Annotated in this window: 22 protein-coding genes, 1 tRNA gene and 1 pseudogene; 14 read left to right on the top strand and 10 right to left on the bottom strand. The window is 66.2% G+C overall.

Features of this window, described 5'->3' with window-relative positions:
- Positions 1–53 precede the first annotated feature (53 nt).
- From ACIGII_RS13985 to ACIGII_RS13970, 4 genes are all read right to left on the bottom strand, one after another.
- Positions 54–1259: an RNA polymerase sigma factor gene (locus ACIGII_RS13985; protein ID WP_399638969.1), complete on the bottom strand. Its 1206-nt coding sequence runs from the start codon at positions 1257–1259 to the stop codon at positions 54–56.
- A gap of 297 nt (positions 1260–1556) precedes the next feature.
- A complete protein-coding gene (locus ACIGII_RS13980; protein WP_399638967.1) occupies positions 1557–2072 on the bottom strand; it encodes a putative signal transducing protein in 516 nt (171 codons plus the stop codon).
- A gap of 6 nt (positions 2073–2078) precedes the next feature.
- Positions 2079–2987 (bottom strand): acyl-CoA thioesterase II, encoded by a 909-nt coding sequence (tesB, locus tag ACIGII_RS13975; protein ID WP_399638965.1) that lies wholly within the window; start codon positions 2985–2987, stop codon positions 2079–2081.
- Between the two features lie 398 nt (positions 2988–3385).
- Complete coding sequence (locus tag ACIGII_RS13970) at positions 3386–4165, bottom strand: enoyl-CoA hydratase/isomerase family protein (protein WP_399638963.1); 780 nt, start codon at positions 4163–4165, stop codon at positions 3386–3388.
- Between the two features lie 34 nt (positions 4166–4199).
- Here ACIGII_RS13970 and ACIGII_RS13965 point away from each other — a divergent pair, with 34 nt between their 5' ends.
- A complete protein-coding gene (locus ACIGII_RS13965) occupies positions 4200–4634 on the top strand; it encodes a copper chaperone PCu(A)C (protein ID WP_399638961.1) in 435 nt (144 codons plus the stop codon).
- A gap of 239 nt (positions 4635–4873) precedes the next feature.
- Here the strand turns inward: ACIGII_RS13965 and ACIGII_RS13960 are convergent, their stop codons facing one another.
- The gene (locus ACIGII_RS13960; RefSeq protein ID WP_399638959.1) at positions 4874–5281 is read right to left on the bottom strand and encodes an acyl-CoA thioesterase; all 408 of its coding nucleotides are present in this window, start codon (positions 5279–5281) and stop codon (positions 4874–4876) included.
- On the bottom strand, positions 5281–8286 hold the full coding sequence (gene uvrA / locus ACIGII_RS13955) for an excinuclease ABC subunit UvrA (RefSeq protein ID WP_399638957.1): 3006 nt from the start codon (positions 8284–8286) through the stop codon (positions 5281–5283). Before uvrA ends, ACIGII_RS13960 begins: the two co-directional genes overlap by 1 nt.
- 266 nt (positions 8287–8552) lie before the next feature.
- On the opposite strand from uvrA, the gene rplU reads away from it, so the two are divergent.
- The 3 genes from rplU to cgtA all read left to right on the top strand — a co-directional run bounded on the left by rplU (position 8553) and on the right by cgtA (position 10339).
- Positions 8553–8870: a 50S ribosomal protein L21 gene (gene rplU, locus ACIGII_RS13950; RefSeq protein WP_399638955.1), complete on the top strand. Its 318-nt coding sequence runs from the start codon at positions 8553–8555 to the stop codon at positions 8868–8870.
- A 15-nt stretch (positions 8871–8885) separates the two neighbouring features.
- On the top strand, positions 8886–9146 hold the full coding sequence (gene rpmA / locus ACIGII_RS13945) for a 50S ribosomal protein L27 (RefSeq protein WP_070209175.1): 261 nt from the start codon (positions 8886–8888) through the stop codon (positions 9144–9146).
- A 143-nt stretch (positions 9147–9289) separates the two neighbouring features.
- Positions 9290–10339, top strand: a complete 1050-nt coding sequence (gene cgtA, locus ACIGII_RS13940; protein ID WP_399638954.1) for an Obg family GTPase CgtA — start codon at positions 9290–9292, stop codon at positions 10337–10339.
- A gap of 130 nt (positions 10340–10469) precedes the next feature.
- Here the strand turns inward: cgtA and rpsT are convergent, their stop codons facing one another.
- Complete coding sequence (rpsT, locus tag ACIGII_RS13935; protein WP_017354922.1) at positions 10470–10739, bottom strand: 30S ribosomal protein S20; 270 nt, start codon at positions 10737–10739, stop codon at positions 10470–10472.
- Between the two features lie 116 nt (positions 10740–10855).
- Between rpsT and murJ the strand changes: the two genes are divergently transcribed.
- The 7 genes from murJ (at position 10856) to ACIGII_RS13900 (ending at position 20716) form a co-directional block, all read left to right on the top strand.
- On the top strand, positions 10856–12460 hold the full coding sequence (gene murJ, locus ACIGII_RS13930; protein ID WP_399639103.1) for a murein biosynthesis integral membrane protein MurJ: 1605 nt from the start codon (positions 10856–10858) through the stop codon (positions 12458–12460).
- Positions 12461–12585: 125 nt separating this feature from the next.
- Positions 12586–13533, top strand: coding sequence for a bifunctional riboflavin kinase/FAD synthetase (locus ACIGII_RS13925; protein ID WP_399638953.1), 948 nt, complete (start codon positions 12586–12588; stop codon positions 13531–13533).
- A complete protein-coding gene (gene ileS, locus ACIGII_RS13920; protein WP_399638952.1) occupies positions 13530–16361 on the top strand; it encodes an isoleucine--tRNA ligase in 2832 nt (943 codons plus the stop codon). Before ACIGII_RS13925 ends, ileS begins: the two co-directional genes overlap by 4 nt.
- Positions 16361–16879, top strand: a complete 519-nt coding sequence (gene lspA, locus ACIGII_RS13915; protein ID WP_399638950.1) for a signal peptidase II — start codon at positions 16361–16363, stop codon at positions 16877–16879. Before ileS ends, lspA begins: the two co-directional genes overlap by 1 nt.
- A gap of 33 nt (positions 16880–16912) precedes the next feature.
- Complete coding sequence (gene ispH / locus ACIGII_RS13910; RefSeq protein ID WP_399638948.1) at positions 16913–17863, top strand: 4-hydroxy-3-methylbut-2-enyl diphosphate reductase; 951 nt, start codon at positions 16913–16915, stop codon at positions 17861–17863.
- Between the two features lie 286 nt (positions 17864–18149).
- Positions 18150–20033: a M61 family metallopeptidase gene (locus ACIGII_RS13905; RefSeq protein WP_399638946.1), complete on the top strand. Its 1884-nt coding sequence runs from the start codon at positions 18150–18152 to the stop codon at positions 20031–20033.
- The gene (locus ACIGII_RS13900; protein WP_399638944.1) at positions 20030–20716 is read left to right on the top strand and encodes a lysoplasmalogenase; all 687 of its coding nucleotides are present in this window, start codon (positions 20030–20032) and stop codon (positions 20714–20716) included. Before ACIGII_RS13905 ends, ACIGII_RS13900 begins: the two co-directional genes overlap by 4 nt.
- Before the next feature lie 23 nt (positions 20717–20739).
- Here the strand turns inward: ACIGII_RS13900 and treA are convergent, their stop codons facing one another.
- Positions 20740–22356, bottom strand: coding sequence for an alpha,alpha-trehalase TreA (gene treA / locus ACIGII_RS13895; RefSeq protein ID WP_399638942.1), 1617 nt, complete (start codon positions 22354–22356; stop codon positions 20740–20742).
- A 145-nt stretch (positions 22357–22501) separates the two neighbouring features.
- Between treA and ACIGII_RS13890 the strand changes: the two genes are divergently transcribed.
- The 3 genes from ACIGII_RS13890 (at position 22502) to ACIGII_RS13880 (ending at position 24202) form a co-directional block, all read left to right on the top strand.
- A tRNA-Thr gene (locus ACIGII_RS13890) sits at positions 22502–22577 on the top strand.
- Positions 22578–22931: 354 nt separating this feature from the next.
- Positions 22932–23798, top strand: coding sequence for an RHS repeat-associated core domain-containing protein (locus tag ACIGII_RS13885; protein WP_399638940.1), 867 nt, complete (start codon positions 22932–22934; stop codon positions 23796–23798).
- A 38-nt stretch (positions 23799–23836) separates the two neighbouring features.
- Positions 23837–24202: a hypothetical protein gene (locus ACIGII_RS13880; RefSeq protein WP_399638938.1), complete on the top strand. Its 366-nt coding sequence runs from the start codon at positions 23837–23839 to the stop codon at positions 24200–24202.
- 306 nt (positions 24203–24508) lie between these two features.
- Here ACIGII_RS13880 and ACIGII_RS13875 read toward each other — a convergent pair whose 3' ends face one another.
- Together ACIGII_RS13875 and ACIGII_RS13870 are read right to left on the bottom strand one after the other, a co-directional pair.
- The gene (locus ACIGII_RS13875) at positions 24509–25459 is read right to left on the bottom strand and encodes a GIY-YIG nuclease family protein (protein ID WP_399639104.1); all 951 of its coding nucleotides are present in this window, start codon (positions 25457–25459) and stop codon (positions 24509–24511) included.
- A gap of 16 nt (positions 25460–25475) precedes the next feature.
- Positions 25476–25589, bottom strand: a pseudogene (locus ACIGII_RS13870) (hypothetical protein); the annotation flags it as partial.
- Between the last annotated feature and the right edge of the window lie 223 nt (positions 25590–25812).

Below are 25812 nucleotides of genomic sequence, written 5' to 3'. Positions count from 1 at the left end.
CGCCGGTCCATGACCGGCGCTTTGCATCCGCCGCACACCCGGTTCGCACCCCCTCACACCCACCCCGCCATCCGCATGCTGTACACCAGCAGCGCGATCGTTCCCAGCGACACCCCCACCACCGCGCTGCGGCCATACATCATCTCGAACTTCCAATCGCGTCCGCTGCGCCCCGTCCGTGCCGCCCGTCGCGCGAGCAGGGGGGCCATCAGCCGCTGCAGGGTGACCACGCACTGGTAGTTGACCGCCGCCATTCCCAGCAGCAGGGCGGCCATGATCGACCACACCGGCGCATGCAGCAGGCTCAGCACCAGCACCGCCACGCTCATGCCCATGGCGGTCACCGTGCTCAGGTGCACCCAGCGCCGAACCTGGGCCCGCTCCAGCGGTGTTTCCGCGTAGCCGAGCAGGAATCGCCCGCCCAGGTAGCTGCCGACCGCACCGCCGGCCAGCCCGGCGAGGATCGCGCTGCCGGTGAACACGCCGGTCATGGCCGGGCTCTGGCCGAGCGCAGCGGTGAGCGAGCCCAAGGCGGTGGCGCCGGACACCGTCGCGCCCCCCAGACCCAGTTTTCCACTGCCCACGCTGGTGCCGACGATGATCGCGGCCGTAGCCGTGCCCGGCGCCGCAATCATGGCCATGGACACCACAGCGCTGGCAAACGCCGCGCTGGGCGCACTGCCGCGGGCGAACTCGCCGAACCGGCGCAGCATTTCCTCGCGCACGCTGGCCCGCGCGCGTGACAGGCGCTTGCGTACCGCCGCATCGCTCAGCCCCAGCAGATCGGCCACCTGCTGCGAGCGCTGGCCTTCGCGGTAATACAGCAGCAGCGTCTCGCGGCTGTCTTCGGGCAGCGCCGAGATGATCTCTTCGGCAGCCAGTTCTTCCTCCACCCGCTGCAGGTAGTCCGGCGCGCTCGGGCCGGGATCGGCGGCCATGCTGATCGCGATCTCGGCGGCCTCGCCCGACAGCGGCCGGCCGCGGTTGGCGCGCAGCCAGTCGCGGGCCAGGTTGCGGGTGATCTGACGCAGCCAGGGCAGGAAGCTGGCCGGGCTGTTGAGCTGGTTGAGCTGCTGCCAGGCCTTGATGAAGGCTTCCTGCGCGATGTCTTCGCTGGCCTGTACGTCGCGGGTGATCGCCAGTGCGATCGCGGTCACCGTGTTCTGGCAGGCCAGTACGATGCGGCCATAGGACTGCTGGCAGCCGCTGGCGGCTGCGGGCAGTTCACGGTCCAGCGTGTCGATCAGCAGCGTGGTCATGGCGTCGGTCCCGGTGGGTGGTGACAGCATGACGGGATGGGGCGGGAAATGTGACCGTCTGGCGGGGCGGGGTCGCGCGAGGGGCGCGGTAGAGCCGACTGTCAGTCGGCTGCTCTTCGTTCCGGCATCATGAGCGCCTGACAGGTGGCTTCGGCAGGGGGTAAACGTCGACCACACCATCGGCGTGGTGCGTTACGGTCTTCGGACGCTTGGGCCGCGCTGGCGCGCGGTTGCCGACTGACAGTCGGCATTACGAATTTTTACGTGCGCAGGGAGATCCGGATACGTCGGGTCGGCTCACGGTTGTTGGGTCGGAGGTGTGATCCGGACGCGGACCTCTTCTTCTTCCTGGGCAGGTGCCGGTTCGGCTGCCGGGGCCTGGGGGTGTGCCTGTTGCGTCTGTACCGGCGCAGCCGGGGGGGCGCTGCGGTGGCGCATCATCACGACCATCGCGACGGCGGCGATGACCAGCAGCAGGCCGATGCGGATGCGCCAGGCCCAGTTGCGGCGCGGCGCCACGTCGTCGACCTGGTCGCGGAAGGCGAACTCGGCGGTCGGATGGTCGCGGCGGGTGGTTTCCAGCAGGCGGGCGTCGCGCAGGATTTCGCGGGCGCGCGGCTGGTCGTTGGCATGCACCACCCACAGGGTCGGGTGGGTGCTGGCCTTGCTGGTGTCCAGGTAACTGAACTGGCTGCCGCGCTTGCTGTGGTACGAACGGCCGTTGGTGATGCGCACCTCGATACCGGCATCGCGCAGCAGCTGGGCCACGCCTTCCACGGTTTCCACGCGCTGGCTGGTGAAGATCTGACGCATATCGAATTATTCCTTGGCCGGTACGGCGGCGGCCGCGGCACTGTCATCCACCACGCGGATCAACCCTTCCTGCGCGGTGCTGGCGACGAGGATGCCGTTACGGGTGAAGAACTGGCCGCGTGCCAGCCCGCGCGAATCCTGCGCGCTGGGGCTGTCCAGCGAATACAGCAGCCAGTCGTCGGCGCGGAACGGGCGGTGGAACCAGATCGCATGGTCGAGCGAGGCCATCTGCACGTGCGGCTGGTAGTAGCTGATGCCGTGCGGGAAGGTCGCGGTACCCAGCAGGTGGAAGTCCGAAGCATAGGCCAGCAGCGCCTGGTGCAGCTCGGGCGCGTCACCAACCTTCTCGTTCAGGCGCAGCCACACCTGGTGGTAGGGCGGGCGCTTGGGCGGGTGCAGCTCATCGCGCGGGTACACGTGGCGGAACTCGAACGGACCACCGCGCGAGAGCCAGCGCTGCACCTTGATCGGCAGGCGTTCGAGCACCTCCGGCGGCAGCGGGCGGTTCGGTTCGATGTCTTCCGGCTGCGGCACTTCCGGCATCTTGTGCTGGTGTTCGGCGCCGCTCTCGGCCTGCTGGAACGAAGCCGCGCAGAAGAAGATCACCTTGCCGTGCTGGATCGCGGTGACCCGGCGCACCGAGAAGCTGCCGCCGTCACGGGTGCGGTCCACGTCATAGACGATGGGGTGGTCGATATTGCCGGCACGCAGGAAGTAGGCGTGCAGCGAGTGCACGTGGCGACCGTTGTCGACCGTGGCCTGCGCCGCCGACAGCGCCTGGCCCAGCACCTGGCCGCCGAACACGTACTTGGTGCCGATGTCGCGGCTCTGGCCGCGGAACAGGTTGTCTTCCAGGCGCTCGAGCGTGAGCAGGTCGATCAGCTCGGAAACGACGGGTTCTTGCGTGTCGTTCAAGGGACGGGGCCAATAGGGAGCAGGCGCCGATTATAGCCGGGCGGTGTGCCGACCAACGGTCGGCACCTACCGGGGTGACGCACGACCGTAGGCCGTTCGGCCGGGGTGACGCACGACCGTAGGCCGTTCGACCGGGGTGACGCACGACCGTAGGCCGTTCGGCCGGGGTGACGCACGACCGTAGGCCGTTCGGCCGGGGTGACGCACGACCGTTGGTCGTTCGGCCGGGGTGACGCACGACCGTTGGTCGTTCGACCGGGGTGACGCACGACCGTAGGCCGTTCGGCCGGGGTGACCACGACCGTTGGTCGTTCGACCGGGGTGACGCACGACCGTTGGTCGTTCGACCGGGGTAGCGCACGACCGTTGGTCGTGCGGCGGCGCCCGGCGCCGGGCTTTTACCCCTTCCCCAACCGCGTCGCCAGCGCGTGCAGGGCATTCTGCGCATCCGGCGCGAACCAGGCCTCGACGAACCGGTGCAGCTGGATCAGCTCCGGGTCCAGCGCCTCGTGCAGGTCCACCCGGGCAGTAGCGCGGGTCAGCAGCATCGGCTGGCGCGGCTGCGCCAGCAGACGCTGCAGCCAGGCCAGCGCCCGCGGCACCACCTGGTCGCCGTCGGCCAGCTCGTCCACCAGCCCGATCTGCAGCGCCTGCTCGGCCGGCACCAGCGCGCCGGTGGTCAGCAGCACGCTGGCCCGGTGCGGGCCGACCACGCGGCGCAGAAGGCGCTGGATGCCCTCCGGCGCCACCAGCCCGACCTGCACTTCGTTCAGCCCGATCCCATACGGCTTGGCCGGATCCACGCTGCGCGCCATCACCCGGTAATCGCAGCACAGCGCCAGCACGCAGCCACCGGCCGGGGCGTGCCCGGTCAGCGCGGCCACCACCGGAATGCGGCTCTGCGCGATGGTGCGCACCGCGCCGAAGAACGCGTTCCAGCTGTCCAGCAGCTTGTGCTTGTCCTCGCCGTGCGAGAGCAGGTGCGGCACATCCATGCCGCCGGTGAAGATGCGTTCGCTGCCCGAGAGGATCACCCCGTGCGCGTCCTCGGCCATCGCCAGTTCCACTTCGTGGATCAGCTGGCGGCACAGCTCGGTGTCCAGCGCATTGACCGGCGGCCGGGCCAGCCGCAGCTCGCGGATGTCGCCGTGGTTGATCACCTCGATAAGCGTCGTCATGCTGCGATCTCGTTGCGGGCAGGGAACTGAGGCGATGATAACCAAACCATTCGTGTGCGTACTGTTGGGGTTGGGCGTGGCTGCATCGCTGGGGGCGGCCGAGCCGTCATGCGTGACGGTGCGCGAAGGCTGGGTGCGGTTGCCGCCGCCGGGGGTGCCGATGGCGGCGGGCTACGGCGAGATCCACAACGGCTGCAGGGCGCCGGTGGCGGTGGTGGCGGCCGGCAGCAAGGCCTTCGGCGACGTTTCCCTGCATGAAACCACGCTGGTCGATGGCGTCAGCAGGATGCGCGCGGTGGAGCGGTTGCCGATCGCGCCGGGGGCAAGCGCGGTGCTCAAGCCCGGTGGCCTGCACCTGATGTTGATGCAGCCGGACGTGGCGTTGGAAGCGGGCAAGGCGTTGCCGGTGCGGCTCAGCCTGGAAGACGGGCGCAAGGTCGACGCCACGTTGGTTGTGCGGACGCCCTGATCATGGCGCCCGGCGCGTTGCGCCGCCGCCCGACCAACGGTCGGGCGCTACCGGGCAGGGTAGCCCGTACCGACCGGCAAACCCCGGTAGGTGCCGACCGTTGGTCGGCACGCCTTCGCGGGTACGGACCGTCGGTTGGTACGCCCTGGTAGGTGCCGACCGTTGGTCGGCACGCCTTAACGGGTACGGACCGTCGGCCGGCACACCCTGGTAGGTGCCGACCGTTGGTCGGCACACGCTCAGCTGCAGGCCGCGCGCAGCGCGTCCGGCAGCGGGGCGCTCTTGCCGGTCTGGGTATCCATCCACACCACCACCACGTTGCCGTCCGAATACAGCGTGCTGTCGTTCTTCTGGTCCACGATGCGGTGGCCGATGGTCACGCTGCTGTTGCCCAGGCGTTCGACGAACAGCTCCACCACGATGTCGTTGGGCCACACGATCGGCAGGCGGTAGTTGACGTTGGTCGCCGCCACCACCGGGGCGATCCGGTCGGTCATCGCCACGCCTTCCACGCCCAGCATCCAGCGCACGCGCGCCTCTTCCAGGTAGGAAATGTACTTGGCGTTGTTGACGTGGCCCATGCTGTCCATGTCGCGCCAGCGCACGCTGATCGGTACGCGGGCAATGATCTTGTGTTCGTCGCTCATTACTTCTTCTTCGCCTTCGTGGTCTTGGCAGGGCTGGTCTTGCTGGGGATGGTCGCACGCTTGGCGGCCACCGCCTTCTTGGCCACCTTGGCCGGCTTCTCCGGCTTGGCCTTGCGCGGCGGGCGGGCGTCGGGCTTGTTGGCCACCGCCGCCGGGCGTTCCGGGCGCGCGCTGACCGACGGCAGCATCTTGGCCAGGAACTGGCCGGTGTACGACGCCGGGTGCGCGGCCACGTCTTCCGGCGTGCCGGTGACCAGGATGGTGCCACCGCGGTGACCGCCCTCCGGACCCAGGTCCACGATCCAGTCCGCGGTCTTGATCACGTCCAGGTTGTGTTCGATCACCACCACCGTGTTGCCTTCGTCGCGCAGCTTGTGCAGCACGCCGAGCAGCGCTTCGATGTCGTGGAAGTGCAGGCCGGTGGTCGGCTCGTCCAGGATGTACAGCGTGCGCCCGGTGTCGCGGCGCGACAGTTCCTTGGACAGCTTCACGCGCTGCGCTTCGCCACCGGACAGCGTGGTCGCGCTCTGGCCCAGCTTGATGTAGCTCAGGCCCACGTCGACCAGCGTTTCCAGCTTGCGGGCGATGCTCGGCACCGGCTCGAACAGCTTCAGCGCATCTTCGACGGTCATCTGCAGCACGTCGTTGATGTTGTAGCCCTTGTACAGGATCTCCAGCGTTTCCCGGTTGTAGCGCTTGCCGTGGCACACATCGCAGGGCACGTACACGTCCGGCAGGAAGTGCATTTCCACCTTGATCAGGCCATCGCCCTGGCACGCTTCGCAGCGGCCGCCGCGCACGTTGAAGCTGAAACGGCCCGGCGAATAGCCGCGCGCACGTGCTTCGGGCACCTGCGCGTACAGCTCGCGCAGCGGCGTGAACAGGCCGGTGTAAGTGGCCGGGTTCGAGCGCGGGGTGCGCCCGATCGGCGACTGGTCGATGTCCACCACCTTGTCGAACAGGTCCAGCCCGTCCACCGACGTGTACGGCGCGATCGGATGCGAGGAGCCGTTGATCTCGTTGGCGGCCAGCGAGAACAGGGTGTCGTTGATCAGCGTCGACTTGCCCGAACCGGACACACCGGTGATGCAGGTCAGCAGGCCCGACGGAATGTCCAGGTCCACACCCTTGAGGTTGTTGCCGCTGGCCCCGCGCAGGTGCAGGGTCATCTTCGGGTTCGGCTTGTGCCGGCGCGCCGGGATCTCGATCGCGCGCTTGCCCGACAGGTACTGGCCGGTCAGCGAACGCGGTGCGTCCAGGATGTCCTGCAGCGTGCCCTGGCCGACGATTTCGCCACCGTGCACGCCCGCGCCCGGACCGATGTCCAGCACGTAGTCGGCCAGGCGGATCGCATCTTCGTCATGCTCGACCACGATCACCGTGTTGCCCAGGTCGCGCAGGCGGGTGAGGGTACCCAGCAGGCGCTCGTTGTCGCGCTGGTGCAGGCCGATGGACGGCTCGTCGAGCACGTACATCACCCCCACCAGGCCGGCGCCGATCTGGCTGGCCAGGCGGATGCGCTGCGCTTCACCACCGGACAGGGTGTCGGCCTTGCGCTCCAGGGTGAGGTAATCCAGGCCCACGTCGACCAGGAAGCCCAGGCGCTCGCCGATCTCCTTGACGATCTTGCCGGCGATCTCGCCGCGCCAGCCGGGCAGGGTCATGCCGCTGAAGAACTTCAGCGCTTCATCGATCGGCAGCACCACCAGTTCCGGCAGCGCACGGTCGGCCACGAACACGTTGCGCGCGGCGCGGTTCAGGCGCTGGCCCTGGCACTCGGGGCAGTTGCGTTCGCTGATGTACTTGGCCAGCTCTTCGCGCACCGCCGCCGATTCGGTTTCCTTGTAGCGGCGTTCCAGGTTCGGAATGATGCCCTCGAAGCGATGCTTGCGCTGGGTGCGCCCACCGGCTTCGGTGAAATAGGTGAAGGTGATGGTGTCATCGCCGCTGCCGTACAGCACGGCCTTGCGCACCGGCTCGGACAGGCTCTGCCACGGCGCGTCCACGTCGAACTTGTAGTGCTTGGCCAGCGAGGCGATCAGCTGGAAGTAGTACGCGTTGCGGCGGTCCCAGCCGCGCACGGCACCGGCCGACAGCGACAGCTCCGGGTGCACCACCACGCGCGAGGGGTCGAAGAATTCGGCCATGCCCAGGCCATCGCAGCCCGGGCAGGCGCCCACCGGCGAATTGAACGAGAACAGGCGCGGTTCCAGCTCCGGCAGCGAGTAGTCGCAGACCGGGCAGGAGTACTTGGACGAGAACAGCACCGGCTCGGCGCCTTCCACGTCCAGCGACTGCACCGAAACCATGCCGTCGCCCAGCTTCAGCGCGGTTTCGAAGCTTTCGGCCAGGCGCTGCTTGATGTCCTCGCGCGGGCGGAAGCGGTCGATCACCGCTTCGATGGTGTGCTTCTGGCGCAGCGCCAGTGGCGGCACCGCGTCGATTTCATGCAGCACGCCGTCCACCCGCACGCGCACGAACCCCTGCGCGCGCAGCTGGTCGAACACCTGGGCATGCTCGCCCTTGCGCTCGCGGATCACCGGGGCCAGCAGCATGTAGCGCTGCTCCGGGTCCAGGGTGAGCACGTGGTCGACCATCTGGCTCACGGTCTGCGCTTCCAGCGGGTAGCCGTGGTCCGGGCAGCGCGGGCTGCCGACGCGGGCGTAGAGCAGGCGCAGGTAGTCGTAGATTTCGGTGATCGTGCCCACGGTCGAGCGCGGGTTGTGCGAGGTCGACTTCTGCTCGATCGAGATCGCCGGGGACAGGCCTTCGATATGGTCCAGGTCCGGCTTTTCCATCACGCTCAGGAACTGGCGGGCATAGGCCGACAGCGACTCCACGTAGCGACGCTGGCCTTCGGCGTAGATGGTGTCGAACGCCAGCGACGACTTGCCCGAGCCGGACAGGCCGGTGATGACAATCAGCTTGTCGCGGGGCAGGTCGAGATCGATGTTCTTGAGGTTGTGCGTCCGCGCGCCGCGGATGCGGATGAAATCCATCGCCATGGGGGATCCGTTGAAAGTGGGGCAAGCGGAGACGGCAATCGGTCAGCCTACCGAGCTTGGGATTTGGGGGCAATCAGCGACATTGCCAGCCCTGTGTCTCATCTGGTGCGACCGGCCGGGCCTGAACCTGAACAGGGTTCAGCCTGACCGGCGTCAGAGAAGGGGGTGGGTTGACCCGGGGTGGGGGAAGTCATTAAAATCCCGCTTCTGTCCGCCCTCGACGGCGGCAGTCCATAGACCACAATAACTACAGAGGAAGTCTGGTCATGTACGCAGTACTGGTAACCGGCGGTAAGCAATACCGCGTGGCGCAGGGCGAAACGCTCCGCGTTGAAAAGCTCGAAGCCGACGTTGGCAACGAGATCAAGTTCGAAGAAATCCTGCTGCTGGGCGACAGCGACGGCATCAAGCTGGGCGACGCGCTGAACGGCGCCTCGGTCACCGCCAAGGTCGTGTCCCAGGGTCGTGCCGACAAGGTCCGGATCATCAAGTTCCGTCGCCGCAAGCACCACATGAAGCGCCAGGGTCACCGTCAGTACTACACCGAAATCGAGATCACCGGCATCGCCGGTGGCAAGAAGTAATAAGGAGAAGCAGTCATGGCACATAAAAAGGGCGTAGGCTCCTCGCGCAACGGTCGCGACTCCAACCCGAAGTACCTCGGCGTCAAGATCTTCGGTGGCCAGGCCATCGATGCCGGCAACATCATCGTGCGTCAGCGCGGCACCCAGTTCCATCCGGGCGCCGGCGTCGGCCTCGGCCGTGACCACACCCTGTTCGCGCTGGTCGACGGCAAGGTGGAGTTCTCGGTGAAGGGCCCGAAGAAGCGTCGTACCGTCAGCGTCGTCGCCGAAGCCTGATCTTCGCGATACGCAGGCGCCGCCCCCGCCCCGGCGTGGGGCCGCCGACGAAAGCCCCGCTTCGGCGGGGCTTTTGTTTTTCACGTTAGACTCTGCGGTCGGGCGCTTTCCCTGCCCACCGCCTCCAGTTGGCATCCAGAACCATGAAACTTGTAGACGAAGCAGAAATCCAGGTTACCGCCGGCAATGGCGGCAACGGCTGCGTCGGTTTCCGTCGCGAGAAGTTCATTCCGCTGGGCGGCCCGGACGGCGGCGACGGCGGCAATGGCGGCAGCGTGTACATCCGCGCCGACGAAAACCTCAATACCCTGGTCGACTTCCGCCACGAGCGCATCTTCAAGGCGCAGCGCGGCGAGAACGGCATGGGCCGCCAGGCCTACGGCAAGGGCGGCGAAGACCTGATCATCACCGTGCCGGTCGGCACCGTGGTGATGAACGTGGCCACCGACGAAGTCATCGGCGACCTCACCCAGCACGACGACATCCTGCTGGTGGCCAAGGGCGGCAAGGGCGGCCTGGGCAACATGCACTTCAAGAGCTCCACCAACCGCTCGCCGCGCCAGTCGCTGCCGGGCGAAGAGGGTGAAGAGCGCCTGCTCAAGCTGGAGCTGAAGCTGCTGGCCGACGTGGGCCTGCTGGGCTTCCCCAATGCCGGCAAGAGCACCCTGATCCGCGCCGTGTCCGCGGCTACCCCGAAGGTGGCCGATTACCCGTTCACCACGCTCTACCCCAACCTGGGCGTGGTGCGCGTGGAGAACTACCGCAGCTTCGTGATCGCCGACATTCCCGGCCTGATCGAGGGCGCCGCCGACGGTGCCGGCCTGGGCGCGCAGTTCCTGCGCCACCTGCAGCGCACCCGCCTGCTGCTGCATCTGGTGGACATTTCCCCGATGGAAGGCGGCGTGGAGATCTCGCCGATCGAGCAGGTCCGTGCGATCGAGCGCGAGCTGGAGAAGCACGACCCGGAACTGCTGGAAAAGCCGCGCTGGCTGGTGCTGAACAAGGCCGACCTGATGTTCGAGGACGAGGCCAAGGCCGCGGCCGAGAAGATCGTCGCCGAACTGGGCTGGACCCAGCCGTGGTACCTGGTCTCGGCGCTGGGCCGTGAAGGCACCTGGCCGATCATGACCAACATCATGGCCTTCTTCGACCGCCAGAAGGAAGACGAAGCGGATGCGCGCAACGCGCTCTGACGCTGACGGTGCTTCCTCGGGAAAGCCGGCTTCGGCCGGGTTTTTCTGTGGGGCAGGGCACGCAAAAAACCCGGCCGGGGCCGGGTTCTTTTCCTGCACGCCGCGCGTGGCGCGGCGTCGCAGCGCCGTATCAGGCGGCCTTGAGGGCCTTGATGCGCGCGGTCAGGCGGCTCTTGTGGCGAGCGGCCTTGTTCTTGTGGATCAGACCACGCGAGCTGAAACGGTCGAGGATCGGCTGGGCGACGGCAAAGGCTGCCTCGGCGCCGGCGGCATCGTTGGCATCCAGAGCCTTGATCACCTTCTTGACAGCGGTGCGCAGCATCGAACGCTGAGCCGTATTGCGCGCGTTGCGCACGACGGTCTGCTTGGCGCGCTTCTTGGCGGACTTGATATTGGCCACAGTGGTGGTTTCCTGAAAAATCGGTGTAATGGGAACAGCAAGCTGGAAAGTATGATGGCTCGAAAAATGTACGTCAAGTCAATTGTCAAGAGGAAACACGGGTGAGTTCACCAAGGATGTTGCGCGGGTTGCTGTCCTTCAGCAGCATGACCATGATTTCGCGTGTGCTGGGGCTGGTCCGCGACCTGGCCGTGACCACCACGTTCGGCACCAATGCGGTGACCGACGCCTTCTGGGTGGCCTTCCGGGTGCCCAACTTCCTGCGCCGCCTGTTCGCCGAGGGCTCGTTCGCCACGGCCTTCGTGCCGGTGTTCACGGAAGTGAAGGAAACCCGCTCGCATGACGAGCTGCGCGAGCTGATGTCGCGGGTTGCCGGCACCCTGGGCGCAGTGCTGATGCTGGTGACCGCGCTGGCGCTGATCTTCGCACCGCAGCTGGCCACGCTGTTCTCAAGCGGGGTGGAGACCGACCCGGCCAAGCATGGCCTGCTGGTCGACCTGTTCCGGCTGACCTTCCCGTTCCTCCTGTTCGTGTCGCTCACCGCGCTGGCGGGGGGCGCCCTGAACAGCTTCCAGCGCTTTGCGATGCCGGCGCTGACCCCGGTCATCCTCAACCTGTGCATGATCGCCGGCGCGCTGTGGCTGGCACCCCGGCTGGGCGGCACCCCGGAAAAGCAGATCCTGGCGCTGGGCTGGGCGATGCTGGCGGCGGGCGTGCTGCAGCTGCTGTTCCAGCTGCCCTCGCTGCACGGCATCAACCTGCTGACCCTGCCGCGCTGGGGCTGGCGCCATCCGGGCGTGCGCAAGGTGCTGACCCTGATGGTGCCGACCCTGTTCGGTTCCTCGGTGGCGCAGATCAACCTGCTGTTGGACACGGTGATCGCGGCCAAGCTGACCGACGGTTCGCAGTCCTGGCTGTCGCTGGCCGACCGCTTCCTGGAACTGCCGCTGGGCGTGTTCGGGGTGGCGCTGGGCACGGTGATCCTGCCGGCGCTGGCCCGCCACCATGTCAGTACCGACAAGGCCGGGTTCTCCAGCGCGCTGGACTGGGGCCTGCGCACCACGCTGCTGATCGCCGTGCCGGCCATGCTCGGCCTGCTGCTGTGCGCCGAGCCGTTGATCGCCACGCTGTTCCAGCACGGCCAGTTCACCCCGTTCGACACCCGCATGACCGCGCTGTCGGTGTATGGCTTGAGCCTGGCGCTGCCGGCCTTCGCCCTGCTGAAAGTGGTGCTGCCGGCGTTCTACGCCCGCCAGGACACCCGCACCCCGGTGCGGGCCGGCCTGGTCGCGCTGGTGGCCAACATGGTCTTCAACTTCATCCTGCTGGCGGTGCTCTACCACCTGATGGTGCCCGAGGCGCTGAAGGCGCAAGGCGTATGGGTGGCCCTGGGCAAGCAGCCGGGCCTGCATCTGGCGCTGGGCATCGCCAGCGCGCTGTCCAGCTACCTGAATCTCGGCCTGCTCTGGTATTGGCTGGGCAAGACCGACGTCTACCAGCCCAAGCCCGGCTGGGCCGGCTATGTGACCCGCCTGGGCCTGGCCTGTGCGGCCATGGTGGCGGTGCTGCTGGGCCTGCTGCACCTGATGACCGACTTCACCGACATGGACAAATGGCACCGCATCGGCAACCTGGCCCTGCTGGTCGGCGGCGGCGGCCTGACCTACCTGTTCGCCCTGGTTGCCCTGGGCTTCCGCCCGCGCCACCTGCGCGAGCATTGATCCACGACCCGATCGCCACCACCTGTAGAGCCACGCCCTGCGTGGCTGCTTCCCTTCAACGCCCGGCTATACTTGAGGGTCATGCATTGCAACACAGTGGCCCGGGTGGGCCGGATCTCCATCAGATGAGCACCTTGTTCCGATCCATCGAAGGCGGGCGTTTGTTCCCGCACGGAAGCGTGGTCTGCATCGGCGCATTCGACGGCCTGCACCTGGGCCATCGTGCGCTGGTGCGGCATGCGGTGGCGCGTGCCCGCGCGCTCGGCGTGCCGGCCGTGGCGGTCGCCTTCGAACCGCTGCCGCGCGAGTACTTCGCCCAGGGCGAACCGCCGCCGCGGCTGACCCTGGCCCGCGACAAGGTGGCCCTCCTGCGCGATTTCGGCGCCGATGCCATCGGCCTGCTGCGCTTCGATGCGCGCATGGCCGCCATGCCTGCTGAAACCTTTGTCGAACAGCTGCTGGCCCAGCGCCTGGGCGCCCGCGAAGTGTGGATCGGTCCGGAATTCTGCTTCGGCAACCGCCGTCGCGGCGACCTGGCCCTGCTGCAGGCCATGGGCGAACGGCTGGGCTTCAGCGCCGGCGAAATCGAAGCAGTGGACCTGCACGGCGACCGCATTTCCGCCACCCGCATCCGCCAGCTGCTGCGCGACGGCGACTTTACCCGCGCCGCCGACCTGCTCGGTCGTCCCTATGCGATCAGCGGGCGGGTCGTGCGCGGGCGCCAGCTCGGCCGCACCCTGGGCTTCCCCACCGCCAACCTGCGCTTCCCGAAGACGCCGGCGCTCGCGGGCATCTACGCCACCTGGGTGCACGGGGTGTTCGACCAGCCGTGGCCGTCGGTGTCCAGCTTCGGCACCCGTCCTACCGTGGACGGCGTGGAGCCGCTGCTGGAAGCGCACCTGTTCGATTTCCAGGGCGACCTGTACGTTCGGCACATTGAAGTCGAGTTCGTGGCCAAGCTGCGCAACGAAGAAAAGTTCCACGACCTGGCGGCACTGACCGACCAGATGCACCGTGACGCCGATCAGGCCCGTCACATCCTTTCCGAACACAGATTGCGAGCCACTGCGTGAGCCAGGACTACAAAGCCACCCTTCATCTGCCGGCCACCGAATTCCCGATGCGCGGCGACCTGCCCAAGCGCGAGCCGGGCATTCTGTCGCGCTGGGAGGACGAGGGCCTGTACGCCCGCCTGCGCGAAAACGCGCAGGGTCGCCCGCTGTTCGTGCTGCACGACGGCCCGCCGTACGCCAACGGCCAGATCCACCTGGGCCATGCGGTCAACAAGATCCTCAAGGACATCATCGTCAAGTCGCGCTACCTGGCCGGCTTCGATGCGCCCTACGTGCCGGGCTGGGATTGCCATGGCCTGCCGATCGAAATCGCGGTCGAAAAGAAGTGGGGCAAGGTCGGCGTCAAACTGGATGCCGTGGCGTTCCGCCAGAAGTGCCGCGAATACGCCGAAGAGCAGATCGAGCTGCAGCGCCGCGACTTCAAGCGCCTGGGCGTGATCGGCGATTGGGACAACCCGTACAAGACCCTGAGCTTCGATTTCGAGGCCAATGAAATCCGCGCGTTGTCGAAGATCTTCGCCAACGGCCACATCGTGCGCGGCGCCAAGCCGGTGCACTGGTGCTTCGACTGCGGTTCGGCGCTGGCCGAAGCGGAAATCGAGTACCAGGACAAGACCTCGCCGGCCATCGACGTGGCCTACGTGGCGCGCGACAGCGCACAGCTGGCCGCGCGCTTCGGCGTGACCCTGCCGGCCGATGTCGAGGTCGCCGTGCCGATCTGGACCACCACCCCGTGGACCCTGCCAGCGTCGCTGGCGGTGTCGCTGGGCGCGGACATCCAGTACGCGCTGGTCGAAGGGCCGGCCCACAATGGCAAGCGTCGCTGGCTGGTGATCGCCGCCAGCCTGGCCGAGCGCGCGCTGCGCCGCTATGGCGTGGAGGAGGTGCTGGCGCACGGCCATGCCGCCGGTGCCGCGCTGGAAAACCTGCTGCTGGCCCACCCGTTCTACCCGCAGCGCGACATCCCGCTGCTCAACGGCGCGCATGTGTCCGATGAAGACGGTACCGGTGCGGTGCACACCGCCCCCGGCCACGGCCAGGAAGACTTCGTGGTCAGCCAGCAGTACGGGCTGATGGACACCTACACCGCCGCGCAGATCAACCCGGTCGACGGCCGTGGCGTGTACCTGCCATCCACCCCACCGGCCGGCGAGGTGGTGCTGGCCGGCGTGCACCTGTGGAAGGCGCAGCCGCTGATCGTGGACGTGCTGCGCGACTCGGGCGCGCTGCTGGCGTTCGTGGAAATCGTGCACAGCTACCCGCACTGCTGGCGCCACAAGACGCCGGTGGTGTTCCGTGCCACCCCGCAGTGGTTCATCTCGATGGAGAAGGCCAACCTGCGCAGCGACGCGATGGCCGCCATCGACAACGTCGGCTGGTTCCCGAGCTGGGGCAAGGCGCGCATCGGCAGCATGGTCGACGGGCGCCCGGACTGGTGCATCAGCCGCCAGCGCACCTGGGGCGTGCCGATCGCACTGTTCACCCACCGCGAAACCGGCGAGCCGCATCCGCGCACCGTGGAACTCATGCTGCAGGTGGCCGACCGCGTGCAGCAGGACGGCATCGACGTCTGGTATGCGCTGGACGCCGCCGAACTGCTGGGCGATGACGCCGCGCACTACGAGAAGGTCACCGACATCCTGGATGTCTGGTTCGACTCGGGTGTCACCCATGAAGGCGTGCTGCTGGAGCGTGGCTTCGGCAAGCCGGCCGACCTGTACCTGGAAGGCTCGGACCAGCACCGCGGCTGGTTCCAGTCCTCGCTGCTGACCGGCGTGGCCATCGACAGGCACGCGCCCTACAAGCAGTGCCTCACCCACGGCTTCACCGTGGACGAGAACGGCCGCAAGATGTCCAAGTCGCTGGGCAACGGCATCGAGCCGCAGGACATCATGAAGACCCTGGGCGCGGACATCCTGCGCCTGTGGATCGCCTCGGCCGACTACAGCAATGAAATGTCGCTGTCGCAGGAAATCCTCAAGCGCAACGCCGACGCCTACCGCCGCCTGCGCAACACCGCGCGCTTCCTGCTCGGCAACCTGGACGGTTTCGATCCCGCCCAGCATCTGGTCGCTCCCGCCGACATGGTCGCGCTGGACCGCTGGATCGTGCATCGCGCCTGGGAAGTGCAGGAGAAGATCAAGGCGGCCTACACCGGCTACAACATGGCCGAGATCGTGCAGCTGCTGCTGAACTTCTGCAGCGTCGACCTGGGCTCGCTGTACCTGGACGTGACCAAGGACCGGCTGTACACCATGCCGACCGACTCGCGTGGCCGCCGTTCGGCGCAGACCGCGATGTACCACATCGCCGAAGCGTTCACCCGCTGGGTGGCGCCGATCCTGACCTTCACCGCCGACGAGCTGTGGGGGTACCTGCCCGGCGCGCGCAAGGACAACGTGCTGTTCGCCACCTGGTACGAGGGCCTGGCCCCGTTGCCGGCCGACGCCCCGTTGAACGCGGCCGACTTCGACCAGCTGCTGGCCCTGCGCGAGCAGGTGGCCAAGGTGCTGGAGCCGATGCGCGCCAACGGCGCCATCGGGGCCGCGCTGGAAGCGGAAATCACCGTCGCCGCCAGCGAAGACACCGCGGTGCGTTGGCAGCCGCTGGCCGATGAGCTGCGCTTCCTGTTCATCAGTGGCGACGTCAGCGTGCGCCCGGCGACCACCGACGAGGTGTTCGTCAGCGCGCAGCCGACCAGCAAGCAGAAATGCGTGCGCTGCTGGCACTACCGCGCCGACATCGGCACGGTGGCCGCCCACCCGGAACTGTGCGGTCGTTGCGCAAGCAACGTCGACGGTGCCGGCGAAGACCGGAAGTGGTTCTGATGGCCGCCCCGCGTCCGCGCCCGAGCGCGCTGGTGTGGCTGGTGCTGTCGGCCGCCATCATCATCCTCGACCAGTGGAGCAAGGCCTGGGTGCTGTCCAGCCTGCCCGAGTTCCAGCCGGTCACGGTCATCGACGGGTTCTGGAACTGGTACCGCACCTACAACACCGGCGCGGCGTTCAGTTTCCTGAGCGACGCCGGCGGCTGGCAGCTGTGGTTCTTCACCGCGCTGGCGGTGGGCATCAGCGGCCTGATGGCGTTCTGGCTCTCGCGCACCCCGCGCGCCCACTGGCGCAGCGCGGTGCCGTACGCGCTGGTGATCGGCGGCGCGATCGGCAACGTGATCGACCGCCAGGTGCACGGCCACGTGGTCGATTTCATCCAGTGGTACGTGGGTGAGCACTACTGGCCCGCGTTCAACATCGCCGACGCCGCCATCGTGGTCGGTGCCATCGGCATCGCCGTGTTCGGCCTGTTCGACGGCAAGGCCGCCAAAAAGGCGGATAATGCCAATCCGTAACCACCCGCCGGCGGCTGCCGGGAGACCTGTCTGATGGATGTGCTGCTCGCCAACCCGCGTGGATTCTGTGCCGGTGTCGATCGTGCGATCGAGATCGTCAAGCGCGCGATCGAAACGCTGGGCGCGCCCATCTACGTGCGCCATGAAGTGGTGCACAACCGCTTCGTGGTGGACGACCTCAAGCAGCGCGGCGCGATCTTCGTTGAAGAACTCGACGAAGTGCCCGATGGCAACACGGTGATCTTCAGCGCCCATGGCGTTTCCCAGGCCGTGCGCCAGGAAGCCGACCGTCGTGGCCTGAAGGTGTTCGACGCCACCTGCCCGCTGGTGACCAAGGTGCACTTCGAAGTGGCGCGACACTGCCGCGCCGGCCGCGACGTGGTGCTGATCGGCCACGCCGGTCACCCGGAAGTGGAAGGCACCATGGGCCAGTGGAAGCAGGAAGCCGGCAGCGGCACCATCTATCTGGTGGAGGATGTGGAGCAGGTGGCCACGCTGGAACTCAACCAGCCGGACAACTTCGCCTACACCACCCAGACCACGCTCTCGGTGGACGACACCCGCGGCATCATCGACGCACTGCGCGCGCGTTTCCCGGCGATGCAGGGCCCGAAGAACGACGACATCTGCTACGCCACGCAGAACCGCCAGGACGCCGTGCGCGACCTGGCCAAGCGCTGCGACCTGGTGCTGGTGGTGGGCTCGCCGAACAGTTCCAACTCCAACCGCCTCAGCGAACTGGCCCGCCGCGACGGCGTGGAAAGCTACCTGATCGACGGCGCCGACGAGATCGACCCGGCGTGGGTGGTGGGCAAGCAGCACATCGGCCTCACCGCCGGTGCCTCCGCACCGCAGGTACTGGTGGACGGCGTGATTGCGCGCCTGAAGGAACTGGGTGCGGGGAACGTAGGCGAGCTGGAAGGCGAGCCGGAATCGATGGTGTTTGCGTTGCCGAAGGAGCTGAGGCTGCGCCTCATCTCCTGATCGGTGTGACGACCAACGGTCGTCACCTACCGTTCCTGGTGTGACGACCAGCGGTCGTCACCTACCTGCGATGACGACCAACGGTCGTCACCTACCTGCGATGACGACCAACGGTCGTCACCTGCCGATTGGCGCCGGGTCTTTGCCGTTCATGGCGGAAACCGCCCGGTAGGTACCGACCGTTGGTCGGTACGCTCTTCCGCACCGAAGACATGACCTTTGGCCATGGGGCTGCACCTCCCCGCAGGTCTAGCATCGATCCTTTCGTATGCCGGAACCGTCTTCGATGAAACTGCGTGCCGCCGTCCTCTCCGTGCTTCTCGCCGCCACCACCACCGGCGTGTACGCGCAGACCCTCCCGCCGCAGGACGTCGCCTTCCCCGGCCTGCTGCGCATCGACGTCGACGCGCGCGACATCGGCCACCGCATCTTCAAGGTCAAGGCCACCGTTCCCGCCAAACCCGGCCCGCTGACCCTGCTGTACCCGCAGTGGCTGCCCGGCGCGCATTCCCCCAGCGGCCCCATCGACAAACTCGCCGGCCTGGTGGTCACCGCCAACGGCAAACCGCTGGCCTGGACCCGCGACCCGTACGACGTCTACGCCTTCACCGTCGACGTGCCGCAGGGCGCCAGCGAAGTGGTCGCTGAATTCAAGTTCCTCTCCTCGCAGGGCGCAGGGCAGGGGCGGGTCGTAATGACGCCGGAAATGCTCAACCTGCAGTGGAACGCCAACTCGCTGTACCCGGCCGGCGTGATCACCCGCAACATCCAGGCCCAGGCCAGCGTCACCCTGCCGCCGGGCTGGTCCTACGCCACCGCGCTGGACACCGAACGCCGCGACGGCGACACCGTGGTGTTCAAGCCGATCAGCTACGACCACCTGGTCGACTCGCCGCTGTTCGCCGGCCGCCACTACCAGCAGTTCGACCTCGACCCCGGCGCCAAGGTGCCGGTGCGCCTGAACGTGTTCGCCGACGACGCAAAGTCGCTGGTGGCCAAGCCCGAACAGCTGCAGGCGCACCGCGCGTTGGTGCAGCAGATGTACAAGCTCTACGGCGCACGCCACTTCGACCGTTACCACTTCCTGCTCGCGCTCACCAGCAAGCTTGGCGGCATCGGCCTGGAGCACCAGCGCTCCAGCGAGAACAGCGGTGACACCGGCTACTTCACCGAGTGGGACAAGACCTGGCTCGGCCGCGACCTGCTGCCGCACGAATTCAACCACTCCTGGAACGGCAAGTACCGTCGTGGCGCCGACCTCACCACCGCCAACTTCAACGTGCCCATGGGCGACAGCCTGCTGTGGCTGTACGAAGGCCAGACCCAGTTCTGGGGCCACGTGCTGGCTGCGCGCTCGGGGCTGTGGAGCAACGACCAGACCCGCGACATGCTGGCCAATGTCGCGGCCACCTATGACCGCGGTCGCCCCGGCCTGGCCTGGCGCAACCTGCAGGACACCACCAACGACCCCACCATCGCCCAGCGCCGCGCGCTGGCCTACCGCAACTACCAGATGAGCGAGGACTACTACTCCGGCGGGCAGATGGTGTGGCTGGACGTGGAGGGCAAGCTGCGTGCGCTGACCGGCAACAAGCGCAGCCTGGATGACTTCGCCAAGGCCTTCTTCGGCATGCACGACGGCGACTGGAACGTGAATCCATATACCTTCGACGAAGTGGTCAGCACCTTGAACGGCATCGCCCCGTTCGACTGGGCCAGCTTCCTGCGCGAGCGCCTGGACGGCCACGGCCCGCTCATCGGCGGCCTCGAAGCGGCGGGCTGGAAGCTGGTCTACACCGACACCCCGAACGACGCCTTCAAGGCGCAGGAAACCCGCGCCAAGAACACCAACCTGTTGTACTCGCTGGGCCTGGCGGTCACCGAAGCGGGCGCCGTGACCGACGTGCTGTGGGACAGCCCCGCCTTCAACGCCGGCCTGGCCCCGGGCATGACCGTGCTCGCGCTCAACGGCCGCGTGTTCAAGGGCGAGGAGTTGAAAGACGCCGTCGCCGCCGCGAAGACCGACAAGGCGCCGCTCACCCTGCTGGTGCGTAACTTCGACCGCATCGACACCGTCAAGCTCGACTACCACGGCGGCCTGCAGTACCCCACGCTGCAGCGCATCGCCGGCAAGCCCGACCGCCTGGCCGAGCTCTGGAAAGCGCGATGAACCCACGCCGCGACGCACCGATCCTGCTGGCGGCGATAGCCGCCATCGTCGGCGCGTCGCTCGACGGCGACGGCCGCTGGCTGCACTGGATAGCCAAGCCGCTGACCACGCTGCTGATAGCGTCCATAGCCCTCGGTAGTGCCGACCGTTGGTCGGCACCCGACACACCCTCCGCCCACAGTACCTACGCCCGCGCGATCCTGCTCGGCATGGCGTTTTCCTGTATCGGCGACATCGCCCTGATGCTCCCGTTCGACGCTTTCGTCCCCGGCCTGATCGCCTTCCTCCTCGCCCACCTCTGCTACATCGTTGCCTTCCGCGAAGGCTTCAGGGCAGGGCGCGGGCTGGGGGCGGCCGGCGCCCTGCTGGCCGTATTCGCCGGCATCAACCTGGCCGGCCTATGGCCGCTGCTCCCCAACGACCTGCGCATCCCGGTAGTGGTTTACGTGGTAGTGCTCGCGCTGATGGCCACACTCGCGCTGGCGCGCGCATGGACAAAGAACGCGGCAACCCCATCGGCGCGCACAAGCGCCCGGTGGGCCGCGATCGGCGCAGTCCTGTTCGTCATCAGCGACTCCGTACTGGCCTGGGACCGCTTCGGCGGTGGCCTCCCAGCCGCAACCCTGTGCGTACTAAGCAGCTACTACGCAGCGCAATACTGCATAGCCCGCTCGGTCAGATAACGACTCGCGCGCTTCGCTCTCGCTCACTCCCCAACATCCCCCGCCGACTCACACCGCTTCTTTTCCACGCACAACCGATCCAACAACGCCAACGCCACCCCATTGCTCCAGCCAAACCCATCCTGCAACGGGTACTCACCGCCATCACCACCCCCCGCCGACCCATCCACCACATACTTCTCCACCAACTTCCCCTCACGGTCATACACCGTCTGCACCGTACGCAGGAAGCGCACCCCGATCCGCCGTGCCAGTGCGTCCTGCTGGTAGCGCTGCAACCCATCTACGGCCACCCACTGCAGCGGCGCCCAGCCGTTCGGCGCATCCCACTGCTGCCCCGTGTTCTCGGTGGTGGTCAACAACCCACCCTCGCGCACCAGCTGTGCCTCCACCGCCTGCGCGGTCCGCTTGGCCTGCACCGGGCTGGCCACCTGCAGCCACAACGGGAACAACGCCGCGGCCGTCAGGGCAGGGCGGGGCGTACCACGCTCCAGATCACGATCGGCATACCAGCCTTGACGCTCGTCCCACAGCAGCGCGTTGATCGCCTGTTGCCGCTGCTTCGCCTGTTTCCGGAAATCGCGCGCTGAAGCGCGGTCCCCCGCCGCCCGGCTGGCCCGCGCCAACGTGCTTTCCAGATGGAACAGCAGACTGTTCAGATCCACCGGCACGATCTCCGTGGTGTGGATGCTGCCAAGGTCTGCCGGATGCACCAGCCAGCGCGAACTGAAATCCCAGCCCGATTCCGCACCCGCGCGCAGGTCGCGGTACACCTGCGACGGCGCCCGGTCCGGCACCGTGGCCGCCGTCGCCAGGTCGTCGGTCCACGACTCGGTGCGCGGCACCGCCCGCGCATCCCAGTACCGGTTGAGCAGGCTCCCATCATTCATCCGCACCACCCGCTCACTGGCCGCGCCGGGCGCCAGACCCTCCGCACCCCGCGTCCAGAATGCATGCTCGGTACGCAGCTGCGGCAGGTAGCGGCGATACGCGTCATCGCCCTCATGGGTGGCCAGCAGATCCACCATCAAGCTGAAGAACGGCGGCTGCGAGCGGCTCAGGTAATAGCTGCGATTGCCATTAGGAATATGCCCGTACTGGTCCAGCTGCCATGCGAAGTTGTCCACCATGTCGCGCACCTGCTGCCAACGCCCGCTGGACGCCAGGCCGAGCAGGGTGAAGTAGCTGTCCCAGTAATACACCTCGCGGAAACGCCCGCCGGGTACCACGTAGGGGTTGGGCAGGGGCAGCAGCGAGCCTCGCGGGTCCACCGTCTGCGTGGTGCGGGTCAGCACCGTCCACAGGCCCTCGATGTGGGCGCGCAGGGTTTCCCCGGCGGGCGGTACGTAGGCGGCCCCTTCCACGGGGACCGTGAAGTGCTTGGCGACGAACGCGTCCAGCGAGAAGCCCGGATTCACCCGTTCAGTCTGCCAGGCAGCAAGGACCTCGCCGGGAACGGCCGTCGGGACGGCATCCGCGAAGGTCTTCTGGTCCTTGAAAAGGTGCGTGCCCTGGACCTGCTGGAACAGCGGCTGCCATTGCTGGTCCGGCGGCGCCGGAGCGGGGGACTCGGCGATCGCCTGGGAAGTACACAGCAGGGAAGCAAGCAGCAGGCCGGCCAGACGGGTGCAGGGGCGCATGGGGCTCTCCAGAGGGCAACGGGCCCACTGTAGGGCCGGGCGCGTCAACGCCCGGTGCCCCGGATGGCAGGCGGGGCGGGGATTCCGGGAGGAGGGCCCCTTGCAATTGACCGCCTGACCCGCGCACCTTAGAATTGCGTGCTCAGCCGGAATAGCTCAGTTGGTAGAGCGGCGCATTCGTAATGCGTAGGTCGTAGGTTCGATTCCTATTTCCGGCACCAGTTGCATGAAAAGCCCCGACCAAGGTCGGGGCTTTTTCTGTATTCCGGTAATGCCGGCCGCTGGCCGACAACCCCCGTAGTGTCAGCCCATGGCTGGCAGCCCAGGATTTCCGAACCTCGCGGTCAACTGGCCCCGCCGGCTTCTCAGATGCTTAGCTCCTCGCGCTGTTCCTGACTTGGGACACCGCAGCTGGCCACTCCTGTGCTATGAATACCCAGCCTTGCTTGAAGGCTCTTTCAGGGATCGGAAGGATGCGCAGGTTCGGGGGAACTACAGGCAGCGTGTCGACCCGCGTCAGGGGAGTTGAAGATCGAGTTCGGAAGCTGGGTGTGGTAGGCGCTTGGCTATGCTTTGTGCTGTTGCTGGGTGTGGCTGCTGTGCCGACTGCAAGCGCACAAACGGTCACCTACATCCATACCGATGCCTTGGGCTCGGTAGTAGCCAAGAGCGATGCCAACGGCAACGTGATCGAGCGCATCACTTACGAGCCATATGGCGCTGTCGTAGGTTCGCCGGTTGCTGATGGCCCGGGATACACAGGACATGTGAGCGATGCGGCAACTGGGCTGAGCTACATGCAGCAGCGGTACATGGATCCGCAGTTGGGGGTGTTCCTCTCGGTGGATCCGGTGACGGCTTATGACCAGCCCGTGGGCCAGTTCAATCGGTATCGGTATGCGAACGGGAATCCGTACAAGTTTACGGATCCGGATGGGAGGCAGAGCCTGCCGCGTTCGGTCTATGAGACGGATTGGACCAAGCCTGAAACTAGGCAGGCATTCCGCGATGCTGCCTCGACGGTTGCAGATTTCACCCCCATTGTTGGCGACGCAAAAGGTGCCATTGAGGCAGTCCGTGATCCCTCTGCGATCAACGTGGTCGCGGCGACCATCGGTCTCGTTCCCATCGTTGGAGATGCCGGAAAAGCGGTCCTCAAGCACGGGGACGAGGCCGCACAACTTGGTAAGAAGTTGGCAAGCGAGCAGCAGATGGCTGAGTTGGCGGGTGGGGGTGGCACAGTGACGCACGGCCCAACTACGAAGCAGCCACTGCGACAGGGTGAGCGTCTTGCTGCCCAGCACGGAGGTGAAGCTGGCACTTATCAGAAAGTCTCCAGTTCGTCCTATAAGGCTGCAGATGGCGGGCATGTGGAAACGCATGCGTTCCGCAATTCTGAGACTGGTCAGATCATCGAGCCAAAAACTGTGATCAATCCATAGGTGAGTGTCGTATGAAAGTACGGGCGTTGAGAATAGGCATGGATGTGTCGCCTTCGTTGGGTACAGATCGGCGGAGGGAATTCCCGATCAACGTTGGGCATGAGTACCTTGTCTACACGGTTGCCTGCATCTTCGAGAAGGGCGAGTACCATGGTTTGACACTCTACGGAGTCGAAGACGAGTTCGGACGATTGATTCCTGTCCCTTCAGGGTTGTTTGAAATCACCGATCCCAGGGCTTCACGCTTTTGGGTAGTCACCAGTGATGAAGGCTCGTTCTACATGCGGCCACGTGAGTTTGTCGAAAACGAGTATCTTTCAGACGACATCCATGAGGATCTTCCTGGAGCGCGAGCGACACTTCAGGAAATCAAGGCTCGGCTTGAGGCCGAAGGCCTCGAGTAGTTGATGCAGGTCCGAACGTCTCATTGCGTAGGTCGTAGGTTGGATTCCTATTTCCGGCACCAGATACAGCAAAGCCCCGGCCTTGGTCGGGGCTTTTTGTTTTCGCGGATTGTGGAACTCATTGATGGGGAAGGGGTTCGCTGCTAGCCGATCGTTGGACGACACCTATGCTGTCCACTGCGGATGGTTCGCGTCCACGCGAATAGAGCGAGTTGATCCGGATCACTTGGCTTCATTCAAGCTTACATGGAAGCTTGAATGGCCTCACTCGAGCATGGGTCGAATCGCATCCCAAAGGGAAACGGACTAGTTGCGGTTGTAGCCGCAGTTCCGAGTCATTAATACCGTTTTCCAGTGCGACTCGCGCCTGTCGATTTCGCCAGGACCAGACTGTATATCCATGATCTCAAGCAATGAGAAGTGAAGGTCATCCTGCCGGTCGGTGGCCTTGATCCCAAGCTCTTGGACCAGCGCCGCATTGTGGCCGTGACCGGTGTTGGCATAGCACTCCCATCGTCCCCAAATGCCTTGCTCGCCGTCGGCCTTGCCGACATACAGCTTGCCGGTCTTCGTGTCCGTGATGAGGTAGATGCCTTTGACCGCTGACAAAGCGGTTTTCCAGGACTCCGTGCCTCGCTTAACCAACAGATTCAGATCCTGCTTGCTAATGTCTACACGCTTGTAGCCCGGAAATGGACCGATGCTGATCCGCTCGCGCAGCAACTCTGTGACCATCAAATCCCCGATGAGGTATTCGCCGGTCAGATAAGACGGACGTTTCTTGTAGGCGCTGGAGCAGAACAGGCGCCCTTCAAGGGGTTCGGTAGACGGGACGCGCTCCAGGTTGTAGTAATAGCCGCCCTTGGGCTTGTCGTCGTGGACCGTGAAGCCGACTTGACGAAAGAGTCCTGCGAACATCCATCGGGTGGCGTAATCGTCTTGGATAAGGCTCAACACCATCGGCCGGCTGAAGTTGTTGCCGTTTTGCCACCGCTGCCATTCCTCGAAGCCTCCACGCTTGTAGACGTCCATGGGATGGTCTACGTCGTTGTAGCGCGCCAAATGGACCTTGGTCAGCTTGGGGTCAAACGAGTACTCATGGAGCTTGATGAGGTCACACAGGAGCACGTGCAATCCCTGGCGGTAATGAGGACCACCATTCTCCACGGATAACGCGCCGTTGCACCAGTGCGCGGAAGGATTCTGGCGAGGGTGCGGGCCCGGGCCGCTGATGGCGGCGATGGTTACAGCAGGCATGGGCGGCCACCACGTTGCTGGCCGTGTCCCTTCCTCCATCTTGCTTGGGCACTAAGTGCTCTGCCGTGCATTGGAAGGGGGCAGCTGAGCGCGGGCGGAGGCCCAACTCACTGGGACACCATAGCCACATCGGCAAGTCGCAATAGAAGCAGCGACCGGACTGCGACTCAAATTTGGCGGCGCGAAGGGATCTGAGGCGTTTCTTGCTCATAGGGGCTCCGGAATCAGATGACGATTCCCGTGCCTCCTCTGGAGAACTGAACCTGCCCCTTGAGATCGGACGCCAAGAAACACGTGGTCAGCCGGCGGCTTTCAATCGTTTGGCATATTCGTTGGGTGATAGATATCCCAGC

Origin of the sequence: Stenotrophomonas sp. NPDC077420, from assembly GCF_044543385.1 — a bacterium.
In the GTDB taxonomy this organism is placed as follows: domain Bacteria; phylum Pseudomonadota; class Gammaproteobacteria; order Xanthomonadales; family Xanthomonadaceae; genus Stenotrophomonas.
Note: the sequence above shows the minus strand (reverse complement) of the source record. Positions and strands in the feature narration are given on the sequence as shown.